Annotated in this window: 13 protein-coding genes and 1 riboswitch; of the genes, 5 read left to right on the forward strand and 8 right to left on the reverse strand. The window is 63.5% G+C overall.

Going from position 1 to position 14,123, the window contains the following annotated elements; genetic code table 11:
* Positions 1–56: 56 nt before the first annotated feature.
* The 3 genes from nrdA (at position 57) to yfaE (ending at position 3,872) form a co-directional block, all read left to right on the forward strand.
* Positions 57–2,339, forward strand: coding sequence for a class 1a ribonucleoside-diphosphate reductase subunit alpha (gene nrdA, locus ETEE_RS01500; RefSeq protein WP_034162589.1), 2,283 nt, complete (start codon positions 57–59; stop codon positions 2,337–2,339).
* Between the two features lie 94 nt (positions 2,340–2,433).
* Positions 2,434–3,564, forward strand: a complete 1,131-nt coding sequence (gene nrdB / locus ETEE_RS01505) for a class Ia ribonucleoside-diphosphate reductase subunit beta (RefSeq protein WP_034162590.1) — start codon at positions 2,434–2,436, stop codon at positions 3,562–3,564.
* Positions 3,564–3,872 (forward strand): class I ribonucleotide reductase maintenance protein YfaE, encoded by a 309-nt coding sequence (gene yfaE, locus ETEE_RS01510; RefSeq protein WP_045424283.1) that lies wholly within the window; start codon positions 3,564–3,566, stop codon positions 3,870–3,872. The genes nrdB and yfaE overlap by 1 nt, the downstream gene beginning before the upstream one ends.
* A gap of 26 nt (positions 3,873–3,898) precedes the next feature.
* Here yfaE and ydeP read toward each other — a convergent pair whose 3' ends face one another.
* The 7 genes from ydeP to moaA form a co-directional block, all read right to left on the reverse strand.
* Complete coding sequence (gene ydeP, locus ETEE_RS01515) at positions 3,899–6,178, reverse strand: acid resistance putative oxidoreductase YdeP (protein WP_034162591.1); 2,280 nt, start codon at positions 6,176–6,178, stop codon at positions 3,899–3,901.
* 146 nt (positions 6,179–6,324) lie between these two features.
* Complete coding sequence (locus tag ETEE_RS01520; protein WP_012849172.1) at positions 6,325–7,035, reverse strand: Bax inhibitor-1/YccA family protein; 711 nt, start codon at positions 7,033–7,035, stop codon at positions 6,325–6,327.
* A gap of 166 nt (positions 7,036–7,201) precedes the next feature.
* Complete coding sequence (locus tag ETEE_RS01525; RefSeq protein ID WP_034162592.1) at positions 7,202–7,783, reverse strand: flavodoxin family protein; 582 nt, start codon at positions 7,781–7,783, stop codon at positions 7,202–7,204.
* Positions 7,784–7,876: 93 nt separating this feature from the next.
* Positions 7,877–8,329, reverse strand: a complete 453-nt coding sequence (moaE, locus tag ETEE_RS01530; protein ID WP_034162593.1) for a molybdopterin synthase catalytic subunit MoaE — start codon at positions 8,327–8,329, stop codon at positions 7,877–7,879.
* 1 nt (position 8,330) lies between these two features.
* Positions 8,331–8,573 (reverse strand): molybdopterin synthase sulfur carrier subunit, encoded by a 243-nt coding sequence (gene moaD, locus ETEE_RS01535; protein WP_034162594.1) that lies wholly within the window; start codon positions 8,571–8,573, stop codon positions 8,331–8,333.
* On the reverse strand, positions 8,570–9,055 hold the full coding sequence (gene moaC, locus ETEE_RS01540; RefSeq protein WP_034162595.1) for a cyclic pyranopterin monophosphate synthase MoaC: 486 nt from the start codon (positions 9,053–9,055) through the stop codon (positions 8,570–8,572). Before moaC ends, moaD begins: the two co-directional genes overlap by 4 nt.
* Positions 9,056–9,093: 38 nt before the next feature.
* Positions 9,094–10,083: a GTP 3',8-cyclase MoaA gene (moaA, locus tag ETEE_RS01545; RefSeq protein ID WP_034172518.1), complete on the reverse strand. Its 990-nt coding sequence runs from the start codon at positions 10,081–10,083 to the stop codon at positions 9,094–9,096.
* Positions 10,071–10,213: riboswitch (molybdenum cofactor riboswitch) on the reverse strand. It overlaps the preceding gene by 13 nt.
* 313 nt (positions 10,214–10,526) lie before the next feature.
* Between moaA and ETEE_RS01550 the strand changes: the two genes are divergently transcribed.
* On the forward strand, positions 10,527–11,435 hold the full coding sequence (locus tag ETEE_RS01550; protein ID WP_034162597.1) for a gluconeogenesis factor YvcK family protein: 909 nt from the start codon (positions 10,527–10,529) through the stop codon (positions 11,433–11,435).
* A gap of 18 nt (positions 11,436–11,453) precedes the next feature.
* On the opposite strand, the gene ETEE_RS01555 is transcribed toward ETEE_RS01550, so the two are convergent.
* On the reverse strand, positions 11,454–12,656 hold the full coding sequence (locus ETEE_RS01555) for a nicotinamide mononucleotide deamidase-related protein YfaY (protein ID WP_034162598.1): 1,203 nt from the start codon (positions 12,654–12,656) through the stop codon (positions 11,454–11,456).
* A gap of 214 nt (positions 12,657–12,870) precedes the next feature.
* Here ETEE_RS01555 and tyrP point away from each other — a divergent pair, with 214 nt between their 5' ends.
* A complete protein-coding gene (tyrP, locus tag ETEE_RS01560) occupies positions 12,871–14,088 on the forward strand; it encodes a tyrosine transporter TyrP (RefSeq protein ID WP_034162599.1) in 1,218 nt (405 codons plus the stop codon).
* Positions 14,089–14,123 lie beyond the last annotated feature (35 nt).

Here is a 14,123-nt window from a genome sequence, read left to right on the forward strand (position 1 = left end):
GCGTCAGCGGGGCTAACGCACGTCCAGCGGGGCTCACACGGACAGGAACGTATCCTATGAATCAGAGTCTGCTCGTCACCAAACGCGACGGAAGCAAAGAACGCATCAATCTCGACAAAATCCACCGGGTTCTCGACTGGGCGGCGGAAGGGCTGCAAAACGTCTCGGTCTCCCAGGTTGAGCTGCGTTCCCACATCCAGTTTTATGACGGCATCCGCACGGCGGACATCCATGAGACCATCATCAAGGCCGCCGCCGATCTGATCTCCCGTGAAACCCCGGACTACCAGTACATGGCCGCGCGCCTGGCGATCTTCCACCTGCGCAAGAAGGCCTACGGCCAGTTCGAACCGCCCAAACTGTATGACCACGTCGTACGCCTGGTGGAGATGGGTAAATATGATGCCCACCTGCTGACCGACTTCAGCCGCGACGAATTCGAACAGATGGATGGCTTTATCGACCATTGGCGCGACATGAACTTCTCCTATGCCGCGGTGAAGCAGCTGGAGGGCAAATACCTGGCGCAGAACCGCGTCAGCGGTGAGATCTATGAGAGCGCCCAGTTCCTGTATATCCTGGTCGCCGCCTGCCTGTTCTCCCACTACCCACGCGAGACCCGGCTGGACTATGTCAAGCGCTTCTACGACGCGGTATCGACCTTTAAGATCTCCCTGCCGACGCCGATCATGTCCGGGGTGCGCACCCCGACGCGCCAGTTCAGCTCCTGCGTGCTGATCGAGTGCGGCGACAGCCTGGACTCGATCAACGCCACTTCCAGCGCCATTGTGAAGTATGTCTCCCAGCGCGCCGGTATCGGCATCAACGCCGGGCGCCTGCGCGCGCTGGGCAGCCCGATCCGCGGCGGCGAGGCGTTCCACACCGGCTGCATCCCGTTCTACAAACACTTCCAGACCGCGGTCAAGTCCTGCTCTCAGGGCGGCGTCCGCGGCGGCGCGGCAACCCTGTTTTACCCGCTGTGGCACCTGGAGGTAGAGAGCCTGCTGGTGCTGAAGAACAACCGCGGGGTCGAAGATAACCGGGTGCGCCACATGGACTACGGCGTGCAGCTCAACCGCCTGATGTACCAGCGCCTGATCCAAGGCGGCGAGATCACCCTGTTCAGCCCCTCCGACGTTCCGGGTCTGTACGACGCCTTCTTCGCCGATCAGAACCTGTTCGAACGCCTGTATGTGCAGTACGAGCAGGACAGTCGCATCCGCCAGCGCAAGATCAAGGCGGTCGAGCTGTTCTCGCTGATGATGCAGGAGCGCGCCTCCACCGGGCGTATCTACATCCAGAACGTCGACCACTGCAATACCCACAGCCCGTTTGACGCCCAGGTCGCACCGGTGCGCCAGTCCAACCTGTGTCTGGAGGTCGCGCTGCCGACCAAGCCGCTGGAGGATGTCAACGATGAAACCGGCGAGATAGCCCTGTGTACCCTGTCGGCCTTCAACCTGGGCGCCATCGATTCGCTGGACGACCTGGAAGAGCTGGCCACCCTGGCGGTCCGCGCGCTGGATGCCCTGCTCGACTACCAGGACTACCCGATTCCGGCCGCTAAGCGCGGCGCTATGGGGCGCCGCACCCTGGGCATCGGGGTGATCAACTTCGCCTACTATCTGGCTAAAAACGGGGTGCGCTACTCCGACGGCAGCGCCAACGCGCTGACCCACCGCACCTTTGAGGCGATCCAGTACTACCTGCTGAAGGCCTCACACCGCCTGGCGCAGGAGCAGGGCGCCTGCCCGTGGTTCAACGAGACCACCTATGCGCAGGGGATCCTGCCCATCGACAGCTATAAGAAAGATCTCGACGCCATCTGTCGCGAACCGCTGCACTATGACTGGGAAACCCTGCGCGCCGAAATCGTCCGCGACGGGCTGCGCAACTCGACCCTGTCGGCCCTGATGCCGTCGGAGACTTCATCGCAGATCTCCAACGCCACCAACGGCATCGAGCCGCCGCGCGGCTATATCAGCATCAAGGCCTCCAAGGACGGCATTCTGCGCCAGGTCGTGCCGGAATATGAGCGCCTGAAGGATGCCTACGAGCTGCTGTGGGCCATGCCGGGCAACGATGGCTATCTACAGCTGGTCGGCCTGATGCAGAAGTTTGTCGATCAGTCGATCTCCGCCAATACCAACTACGATCCGTCACGCTTCCCGTCCGGGAAAGTACCGATGAAGCAGCTGTTAAAAGATCTGCTGACGGCGTATAAACTGGGGGTGAAAACCCTCTATTATCAAAACACCCGCGACGGTGCGGAGGATGTGCAGGAAGATCTGGGGAGCGCGCAGGACGACGGCTGCGAAAGCGGCGCCTGCAAGATTTAACCGCCCTCGCTGCACGGCGTCCCCGGCGTGGGACGCCGCATCCACGCATTATTTTTGACGCCTCGCACCGGCGGGGCACAACAGGATTAGGGTCATGGCCTACACCATCTTCTCTCAGAAAAAAAACGACCAACTGCTCGAACCGATGTTCTTTGGTCAGCCGGTTAACGTTGCCCGCTATGATCAACAGAAGCATGAAATCTTTGAAAAGCTGATCGAAAAGCAGCTCTCCTTCTTCTGGCGCCCGGAAGAGGTGGATGTCTCGCGCGATCGCATCGACTATCAGGCGCTGCCCGATCATGAAAAGCATATCTTTATCAGCAACCTGAAGTACCAGACCCTGCTGGATTCCATTCAGGGCCGCAGCCCCAACGTCGCCCTGCTGCCGCTGATCTCCATTCCGGAGCTGGAGACCTGGGTCGAGACCTGGTCCTTCTCCGAGACCATTCACTCTCGCTCCTATACCCATATCATCCGCAATATCGTCACCGATCCGTCGCTGGTGTTCGATGATATCGTCAGCAATGAGGAGATCCTCAAGCGCGCGCGCGACATCTCCGCCTATTATGACGACCTGATCGAAACCACCGGCTACTATCATCTGCTGGGGGAAGGAACGCACCAGATCAATGGCAAGCCGGTGACCGTCAGCCTGCGTGAGCTGAAGAAAAAGCTCTACCTGTGTCTGATGAGCGTCAACGCGCTGGAGGCGATCCGCTTCTATGTCAGCTTCGCCTGCTCGTTTGCCTTCGCCGAGCGCGAGCTGATGGAGGGCAATGCCAAGATCATCCGCCTGATCGCCCGCGACGAGGCCCTGCACCTGACCGGTACCCAGCATATCCTCAACCTGATGCGCTCCGGGCAAGACGACCCGGAAATGGCCGAGATCGCCGCCGAATGCGAAGATCAGTGCTATGACCTGTTCGTACAGGCTGCCCAGCAGGAGAAGGAGTGGGCCGGTTACCTGTTCCGCGACGGCTCGATGATCGGCCTCAACCGGGATATTCTGTGCCAGTACGTGGAGTACATCACCAACATTCGCATGCAGGCCGTCGGACTGTCGCTGCCGTTTGAGACCCGCTCCAACCCGATCCCGTGGATCAACGCCTGGCTGGTCTCCGACAACGTGCAGGTGGCCCCGCAGGAGGTCGAGGTGAGCTCCTATCTGGTCGGCCAGATCGACGCCGAGGTCAACGCCGACGATCTGAGCGGCTTCCAGCTCTGATGACGCGCACCGCTAAAGCCGTCGCCGCCGCGGCGACGGAAAGCCCGGATGCCCCGCGCTACCGTATCCGACTGGCGCGCAGCGCGCGTCAGCTGGAGCACCGCCCCGATCGGACGCTGCTCGCAACCCTAGAGCAGCAGCAGGTGGCGGTCGAATACCAGTGTCGCTCCGGCTTCTGCGGCGCCTGCCGCTGCCGCCTGCTGCGCGGGCGAGTCAGCTACCGTCAGGCGCCGCTGGCCTTTCTGCAGCCGGACGAGATCCTGCCCTGCTGCTGTATCGTGCAGCAGGACATCGAGCTCGATCTCTAGGGCGCCCGGCTCGCCGCGCGTCCGCCCTACCCCGCTCGCTCCAGCACCACCGGAATGCTCTTGTAGGCGGGAATACCGCTGGCCGGATCGTGATTGTCCAGCGTCAGCATATGGTTTGACTCCGGAAAGTAGGTCACCAGCGAGCGATCGGCCATCGGGTAAATCACCACCCGCAGCGCATCCATGCGACGCCCGCTGCGCTTGCCGTCCGGCGTCAGGGCGATCAGGTTGACCCGCTCCCCATCGCCGACCCCGCAGCGCTGCGCCTGCGCCGCGCTGATAAACACCACGTCACGCTGACCAAACACCCCGCGATAGCGATCATCCATGCCGTACAGCGTGGTATTGTACTGATCGTGACTGCGCACCGTCGCCAGCACCAGCTCGCTGTTAAAGGCCGATTCGGGATCCTCCAGCAGCCCCGCGCAGGGAATAAAGCTGGCCTTGCCCGAGGACGTCAGCCAGCGCCGCTCGGCCGCCGCGTTGACCAGGTGGAAGCCGCCGGGCTGGCGGATGCGCTGATTCACATCGGCAAACGCAGGGAGAACGGCCTCGATGGCGGCACGAATGCGGTCGTAGTCGGCGATCAGCGCCTCCCACGCCACGACGCTGTGCGGCAGCGCCGCCCGGGCGATCCCAGCCACCACCGCACACTCCGATAGCAGCTGGTCGCTGGCGGGCGTCAATACCCCGCGGGAGGCGTGTACCATCGACATGGAGTCCTCTACGGTAATCGCCTGCGCCCCGCTCTGCTGCATATCGATCTCGCTGCGCCCCAGCACCGGCAGAATGTAGCTGTGACGCGCGGTCAACAGGTGCGAACGGTTCAGCTTGGTCGCGATGTGCACCGCCAGATCCAGCTGAGTGAGCGGCACGGCGCTCGCCTGCCTGTCCGGCATCGCCAGCGCGAAGTTCCCGCCCAGACAGATAAGCGCCCGCGCGCTGCCGTCGCAGATGGCCTGCATGCTGGCTACCGCCGCGTGGCCGGGGGCCGAAGGCGGAGTAAAACCAAAGTAGTCGCCCAGCCGCGCCAGAAACTCGGCCGATGGTTTTTCAGTGATGCCGACGGTGCGATCGCCCTGCACATTCGAATGGCCGCGCAGCGGGCAGATACCGGCGCCCGGGCGACCGATATTGCCCTTCAGCAGCAACAGATTCACCAGCTGCTGTACGTTCTGGGTGCCGTGCTGATGCTGGGTGATCCCCATGCCATAGCAGATAATGGTGCGCTCGGCGGCCGCGTAGGCGTCCGTCAGTTCGGCCAGCTGAGCCTGGCTCAGGCCGGAGATCCGTTCAATATCCTGCCAGCGGGCGTTGAGCACATCGCTGCGCAGCGCGGCATAGCCGCGGGTGTGCTCTGCGATAAAGGCATCGTCCAGCAGCGGCGGCTGCCCGGCGGCCCGCGCCGCCTCATCGCGCTCGATCAGCAGGCGCATCATCCCCTTCAGCAGCGCGGTATCGCCGCCGATACGCACATGATAATAGGCGCTGGCCAGCGACGTCTCACGATTGGTCAGCATCTCCAGCGGGTTCTGCGGCGCGGTAAAACGCTCCAGCCCGCGCTCCTGTAACGGATTGATGGCGATCATTTTCGCCCCGCGCTTCACCAGCGCGCGCAGCGAGGTCAGCATCCGCGGATGGTTGGTACCGGGGTTGTGGCCGATGCAAATCACCAGATCGCACTGGTCAAAGTCCTCCAGCAGAACGGTGCCTTTCCCCACGCCGATGCTGGCCGCGAGCCCGACGCTGGTCGGCTCATGGCACATATTGGAGCAGTCGGGAAAGTTATTGCTGCCGTACTCGCGGGCGAACAGCTGGTAGAGGAAGGCCGCCTCGTTGGAGGTGCGGCCCGAGGTATAGAATTCGACCTGATTCGGGTTGCGATAGCCTTGCAGGTGGGCGCCGATCTCCTCGAACGCCTGCTGCCAGCTCAGCGGCCGGTAACGGTCGCTGGCGGCATCGTACTTCAGCGGTAGGGTCAGGCGGCCCGCCGCCTCCAGTTCATGATCGCCCCAGTTCAGCAGCGTCTGCACCGTATGGGCGGCAAAAAAGCCGGCGTCTAGCCGCTTCGCGGTCGCCTCCCAGGCCAGTGCCTTCGCCCCGTTTTCACAGGCGTCGAACGAGGCGCTGTGCTTGGGATCGGGCCAGGCACATCCCGGACAGTCAAAGCCGTCTGGCTTATTCATGTCAAACAGCGCAATCGCCTCCCGGCGCAGATCCATCTGGCGACGCAGCGCATCCGCTACGGCCTTCACCGCGCCCCACCCACCGGCGGCGGCGCTGTACGTTTCTACTTTGGGTTTCATGACAGCCTCGACTTTACTCAGAGAGGCTATAAGTATAGCCAAGTCGGGCTATCCGGCAGCGCGCCGGGGTATCATGGCACAAAAAGCCATACCGGCCGCAAAGGGCCGGTATGAGTCGCTGGATTTAACGCCTCGACAGCGCAGGGCTAGCGGCGATCGCCGAAGATGCGCAGCAGCATCAGGAACAGGTTGATAAAGTCCAGATACAGCGTCAGCGCGCCCATGATCGCATAGCGGCGGAAGCCGTCGCGATCGTCGGCGGAGAGCTGCTCACCCATCACTCTCAGCTTCTGGGTATCATAGGCGGTCAGCCCGACGAAAATCAGCACCCCGGCGTAGGTCACGATCCAGGTCAGCGCGCTGCTCTTCAGCCAGATGTTGACCAGCGAGGCCAGCACCAGGCCGATCAGGGCCATAAACAGCATCGATCCCATGCCGCTCAGATCGCGCTTGGTGGTATAGCCATACAGGCTCATGGCGCCGAACATACCGGCGCTCACCACGAAGGTGCTGGCGATGGAGCTATAGGTATAGACGATGAAAATGCTGGACAGCGTCAGCCCGGTCAACAGGGAGTAGAGCATAAACAGCGAGGTCGCGGCGGCGCCGCTCAGGCGGTTGACCATCCCGGACAGGACGAACACCACCCCTAGCTGAACGATGATCAGCCCGAAAAAGACCATCTTGTTGGCGAAGATCAGGTTAAGCACCGCCGGTGTCCGCGCGGCATACCAGGCAACCAGCGCCGTCAGCAGCAGACCGCAGCACATCCAGCCATACACCTGGGCCATATAGGCCTGAATGCCGCTGCCTGCGCGCGCTGCCAGGGTGCCGTTTGTACGTGGATAACGATCCATGGAATGACCCTTCATAATGCGAAAAAAACGTGCCCGCGGGCCATAGACACCGCGGGCGGATGAGTGCTATGTCACTCACTTAAGCCTAACATAAAAAAATGCGATCTCGCTCAAACAATTATGCCGCTCGCCGACGCATCGCGACGCCGGCGGCGTACAGCGGGGCTTACGCCGGTGTATGCCAGCGCAGGGCCACCGCGGCGACCCGGGCGCCGAAGCGGCGCGCTGTCTCCAGATCGCCCGGCAGCGGGGCCTCATCCGGAGTGGCGTCGGAGGGCGACACGGTCATCAGGCCGGAAAACCCGGCGATGTAGTTCACATCATTACGCTGGGCCGCCTTGCCGTTGGACGGCAGCATCCCCATTCCCACCCACAGCCCGCCGTGCTGCTGAGACAGGTGAAACAGATAATCGAGGGTGGAGAGCTTATCGCCGTTCATACTGGCCGAGTTGGTGAAGCCGGCAAACAGCTTATCCTTCCAGCTCTGGCTGAACCAGGGCTTGGAGGAGGCGTCGGCGAATTTTTTGAACTGCCAGGAGGGGCCGCCCATATAGGTCGGCGAGCCCATGATGATGGCATCCGCGCCCGCCAGCTGCTCCCAGCCCTGGGCGGGGAGATTGCCCTCGCTGTCGATGGGCAGCAGGCTGACCTGCGCGCCGGCGACGGCGCGGGCCCCCTGTGCCACGGCCTCTGCCGCGCGCGCGGTGTGTCCATAGCCGCTGTGATACACAATAACGATGACTGCCATGATCCCGACTCCTTTTATCCACGGATAATCACAACAGTTATAGGCCAGCTCCGGCGAGAAATCCACGTCGGCGGCATTCGCTGCGTATCGGCGCTACCAGCGCTCGGCCGCCTGGCGATCGCTGTCGCGGGCATCGACCCAGCGATCGGCCCCCTCCGAGGTCTCCCGCTTCCAGAAAGGGGCGCGGGTCTTCAGGTAGTCCATGATGAACTCCGCCGCCTCAAAGGCCATGCCACGGTGTGCGCTGGTCACCCCGACAAACACGATCTCCTCACCGGGGAGCATCGGTCCGACGCGGTGATACACCGCGACGCGCCCCAGCGGCCAACGGCGGCGCGCCAGCGCGACTATCTCCTCCAGCGCCTTCTCCGTCATGCCCGGATAGTGCTCCAGGGTCAGCGCGCTGACGTCATCGCCCAGGTTATGGTTGCGTACCTTGCCGCTGAAGGTCACTACCGCCCCGTCCTCATTCCGCTGCGCCAGCCACTGATACTGTTCGGCAACGGAAAAAGGGGCGGCGCTGACGACGATCTGGGTATCCTGCATGTCAGCCTCCGGTCACCGGTGGGAAAAAGGCTACCTCGTCACCCTCCTGCAGCGGGTGGTCGAAGGGCGCCATGGTCTGATTCACGGCGACCAGCAGCTTGCCCGGCTCCAGCGCCAGCGCCCATTTATCGCCGCGCTGCGCCAGCGCGGCGCGCAGCGTCTCGACATCCCGACAGGACTCACAGGCCAACTCGGCGCAGCCGGTCAGCTCGCGCACCTGGGCAAAAAAACGCACCTGGATCATTGTACCTCCCCCGCGTGAAAATCCCCGGACTTGCCGCCGCTTTTGGCCAGCAGGCGCACCGGGCCGATCACCATATCTTTCTGCACCGCTTTGCACATGTCATAGATGGTCAGCGCGGCCACCGAGGCGGCGCTCAGCGCCTCCATCTCCACCCCGGTCTTGCCGCACAGACGGCAGCAGGTCTCGATGCGTACCCGACTGTGGGCCGGCTCGATGCTCAGCGTCACCTCAACCTTGCTCAGCAGCAGCGGGTGACACAGCGGGATCAGCTGCCAGGTGCTCTTGGCGGCCTGGATACCGGCGATGCGGGCGGTAGCAAACACATCCCCCTTGGGGTGCTTACCGTCGATGATCATCGCCAGGGTCTCCTGGCGCATAGTGACATAGGCCTCGGCGCGCGCCTCACGTACCGTCTCCGCCTTGGCGGAAACGTCAACCATGTGCGCCTCGCCGGCCGCATTAATATGGGTTAACTGGCTCATCGTTCTTCGCTGTATAAAAGGTGGGTCTACCCGGCGGACTAGCCGCCGATGAAAGAAAGGTTCTGGGTATGGCCGCTGTCGCCCTGATGCAGGAAGTGGCTCTCCCGCTTATGGCGCAGGGCCGCGGCGATGCGCGCCTGCAGCGCGGCCTGCTGCGCATCCTCCTGCAGCAGATCGCGCAGGGCGATCCCCTGCTCGCCGAACAAGCACAGATGCAGGTTGCCCACGGCGGACACCCGCAGGCGGTTACAGCTGGCGCAAAAGTTCTTCTCATAGGGCATGATCAGACCGACTTCGCCCAGATAATCGGGATGCCAGAAGACCTGCGCCGGACCGTCGCTGCGCCCCGGCAGCCGACGCTGCCAGCCCGCCGCCAGCAGCTGGGCGCGGATCGTCGAGCCGGACACGTGATGGCGGCGAAACAGTTCGCTGCCGTCGCCGGTCTCCATCAGCTCGATAAAACGCATCTGAATCGGCCGGCGGCGGATCCAGTGCAAAAAGGCCTGCAGGCTGCCGTCGTTGACGCCGCGCATCAGCACGGTATTGACCTTGATTCGCTCGAAGCCGGCGTCAAAGGCCGCATCGATCCCCGCCATCACCTGCGCGAAGCGATCCTCGCCGGTAATGGCGTGAAACTGGCGGGCATCCAGGCTGTCCACGCTGACGTTGATCGCCGTCAGCCCCGCATCGCGCCAGGCGCCGACGTCGCGCGCCATACGGTAGCCGTTAGTGGTCACCGCCAGCGTACGGATGGCGGGATTCTCACGTACGGCGGCGACGATATCACAAAAGTCGCGGCGCAGGGTCGGCTCCCCCCCCGTCAGACGCACCTTTTCGGTGCCCAGCGCGGCAAAGGCATGGCTGATACGGCGGATCTCATCGCGCGACAAGAAGCGCTTGGCGCCGTGGCTATCTGGACGATAGCCGTCCGGCAGGCAGTAGGTGCAACGAAAGTTGCACACATCGGTGACTGACAGGCGCAGATAATAGAACGTGCGCGCGAATGCGTCGGTTAACTGGGACACGATAAACACCTTTCCAAGTCGGGAGGCGCCGGCATTTCTACCTGACACCCTGGTGGCGCGAAGCCACGGCCAAGAAACCTTATCTGCGCGGGAGCGCACACTTAGGCATCAGGGCTCGGAGTTCAAAAATACCCGCGGCGGGCGGCGCACTGCCGCAGGCCATAGCGAGCTGTTGCTGAAACCTCTTCTTTGCCTCGGACGGCGCAGACGCACTCCGGGGCAAAAAAGACGCGACGGTCAACGGACCGATGCAGCGCGACTCTCTGCAGCGGCCAAGCGTTATATAATTAAAAATATAACGCTTATATCTCAGTAGCTTAGTTTTCATAGTAACCAAAATCACGCCGGTTGCAATTGATACATGTCACGCAACCGCCGCGCGGCTTCGCCTTTTTCGCGCCGATCCGCTATCGTAGGCGCCCTCACCGCGCCCGAAAAGGAACCCTATGCGAAACCGCACCCTGGCTGATTTGGACTGTGTGGTCGCCCTCGGCGGCGGCCATGGGCTGGGCCGCGTCATGTCGGCACTCTGCGCCCTTGGCCCGCGGCTGACCGGCATCGTCACCACCACCGATAACGGCGGCTCGACCGGGCGCATCCGGCGCGCCGAAGGCGGCATCGCCTGGGGCGATCTGCGCAACTGTCTGAACCAACTGATCACCGAACCCAGCGTCGCCTCGGCCATGTTTGAATACCGCTTTAACGGCAGCGGTGAGCTGGCGGGGCACAATCTGGGCAACCTGATGCTCAAGGCGCTAGATCACCTGAGCGTGCGGCCGCTGGAGGCGATTAACCTGATCCGCAGCCTGCTGAAGGTGGACGCCCAGCTGATCCCCATGTCCGAACAGCCGACCGACCTCTGCGCCATCGCCGAGGACGGCAGCCGTATCCACGGCGAGGTCGATATCGATAGGCTGCAGCAGATGCCGCGCCAGCTGATGCTCTCCCCCTCCGTCTGCGCAACCCGCGAGGCGATTGAGGCCATTGGCCGCGCCGACCTTATCCTGCTGGGCCCCGGCAGCTACTTCACCAGCCTGATGCCCATCCTGCTGGTCGACGATCTCAGCCAGGCGCTGCGGCGCACCGGGGCGCCGCTGGTCTATATAGGCAACCTGGCCCGTGAACATAGCCCGGCCGGCGCGCTGCGGCTGCCAGAAAAGCTGCGACGCCTGAGCGATGCCATGGGCGGGCGCCACATCGACGCCGCGATCGTCGGTCCGCAAACCGAGATCGGCGGCCTCGGCGCAGGCGTCACCATCGTACAGGGAACGCTGGCCGCCGACGACATTACCTACCGCCACGATCGGGCGCAGCTGCGCGCGGCGATAGAGCAGGTGCTGCAGCGGCTCGGCTAGGCGGCATCCCTGCACACTCTAGGCCTCCTCCCGCCGTTCCAAACAGCGCGGCCACTCGTAGCGCCCAAAGGGCGAGCGCCCGTCCAGATAGCGGCACAGCATATCCAGCGCCAGCGTCGCGCACGCCTCCCGACGCAGCGTCTGGCTGTGGCGGGCAGAGGGAAAGCACAGCGTCTGGCCAAAGCTTCTCCGCGGAGTATGCAGCGCCAGCGTCAGGGTATCCTCCAGCAGTTCACCGCTGGCCAGCGTCAGCGCCCCCGCGCGACCGGCGGAGAGCATCCGCGCCCGGCCCATCACCTGCTCCAGCGTCGGGTGCCCCTCATGCGCCAGCAGCTCGCCGTTCGCCAGCGGCGCATCCGCCGCCCGCAGCCAACAGTGGATCAGCCCGGCGCTGAACTGTTCGCTCAGCGCCAGAGTGACACCCGCGCGTCGCAGCGCGGCGGCGGCACGCGCGGCGACGCCGTCGCATCCGTCAAACAGCAGGTTCTCCGCCACCGCGGCGCGGATCCGGGCCCAGGCCGCCTCCATCGCCGCCGCCTGCCCGGCGGGACCGGTTAGCTTCAGCTCGATGATCGGTGACGCGGAACGGTAGCCCAGCGTACAGCCGGGCGGCAGCGCCAGCGTATCCAGCTGTTCAGCCAGACCGCTCTCGGTGCGACCAAAGGTGCTCAGCCGCAGACACAGCGGCGGCGGCGGCAGACGAAAACGCTGCCGCAGACGCGGCAGGATCTGCTGCTCGACCATCATCATAAACTCGCTGGGCACGCCAGGCGTAAAGAAAACAATACACTTATGCAACGTAACCACAAAGCCGCAGGCGGTGCCGATCGGGTTATCCAGCACCTCGGCTCCGGCCGGCAGCCAGGCCTGCTTGCGGTTGCTGGGGGGCATACTCCGTCCGCGCTGGGCGAACCACGCCTGCATCCGCGCCATCCAGGCGTCGTTCTCCTCCAGCGCCACACCCAGCGCCTGAGCCGCCGCCTGCGCGCTGAGATCGTCACGGGTCGGCCCCAGCCCGCCGTTGACGATCAGCACATCGGCGCGGCGAGCGGCGCCCTCTATCGCCGCACACAGCGCCGCGATCTCATCGCCCACCGTCGCGCGGCCGCACAGCGGCACGCCGCGCTCAAACAGCCAGCGCCCCAGCCAGGCCGCGTTGCTATCCAGGATATGACCGTGCAGCACCTCATCGCCGCTGCTCAACATCTCAACTCGTAACATGGTTCACTCCGTTTTAGACCCTCCCCCACTTTAGGAAGTGTCCGGCCGATGCACAAGATCTCCCGCCGCGCCACCGCGGGCGATCCGGCGCCGACGGCGCCCTTTTTTGTGTAAACAAATAATTACATATAATGTAACGCCAGTTTGACGAAGGTGATTTTTTCCCGTACGCTGCCATGAAATAACTCCCTGGAGCAGTAAAGCAGAGGAAAGCGTGAGAAATCGTACAATTGGCAGTATTTTTATCGTGGCAGGAACCACCATTGGCGCAGGGATGCTGGCGATGCCGCTGGCCGCCGCCGGCGTCGGCTTTAGCACCACGCTGGTGATGCTGATCGCGCTGTGGGCGCTGATGTGCTATACGGCCCTGCTGATGGTCGAAGTCTATCAGCATGCCCCGGCCGATGAGGGGCTGGGCACCCTGGCCCGCCGCTATCTGGGACGACCCGGCCAATGGCTGGCCGGTATCAGCATGCTGTTCCTCATGTACGCGCTCACCGCGGCCTATATCAGCGGCGCCGGCGAGCTGCTGGCCGCCAGCCTGGGGCAGTGGCTGTCGCTGTCGGTCTCGCCGACCCTCGGCGTACTGCTGTTTACGCTGGTCGGCGGCACGATTGTCAGCGTCGGTACCCATTCGGTCGATCTGTTCAACCGCCTGCTGTTCAGCGCCAAAATCGTGCTGCTAGTCGTGATGCTGGCGCTGATGATGCCCCATATTCAGCGCACCAACCTGCTCAGCCTGCCGCTGGAAAAAGGGCTGGCGTTGTCGGCCATTCCGGTCATTTTTACCTCCTTTGGGTTCCACGGCAGCGTGCCGAGCATCGTCAGCTACATGAAAGGCGATATGCGCCGCCTGCGGCTCATCTTTATTACCGGCAGCGCCATTCCACTGCTGGCCTACATTTTCTGGCAGCTGGCCACCCTGGGCGCCATCAGTAACCACACCTTTCTCGGCCTGCTGGCGACCCACGCCGGGCTGAACGGACTGCTGCAGGCGGTGCGCGCCGTGGTGGCGACGCCTCACGTCGAGCTGGCGGTGCATCTGTTCGCCGATCTGGCGCTGGCGACCTCGTTTCTCGGCGTATCGCTGGGACTGTTTGACTATCTGGGCGATCTGTTCCAGCGCCGCCGTAACGCCTCTGGGCGACTGCAGACCGGCATTCTGACCTTTATTCCGCCCCTGGCCTTTGCCCTGTTCTATCCACAGGGGTTCGTCATGGCGCTGGGCTACGCCGCCATCGCGCTGGCGGTGCTGGCGCTGCTGCTGCCGGCGCTACTGGTATGGCAGACCCGCCGTCGCCACGGCGGACTGCCCAACGGCTACCGAGTCGCCGGCGGCCGTCCGCTGCTGTGGCTGGTGCTGCTGTGCGGCGTCGCGGTGATCGCCATACAGCTGTCGATCGCGGCCGGGCTCTTGCCAGAGGTGGGATAAGGCAGTATGGTGAAGCGATGAAAAGCACACTGTCC

Origin of the sequence: Edwardsiella anguillarum ET080813 (assembly GCF_000264765.2) — a bacterium.
GTDB classification, from domain to species: Bacteria; Pseudomonadota; Gammaproteobacteria; order Enterobacterales; family Enterobacteriaceae; genus Edwardsiella; species Edwardsiella anguillarum.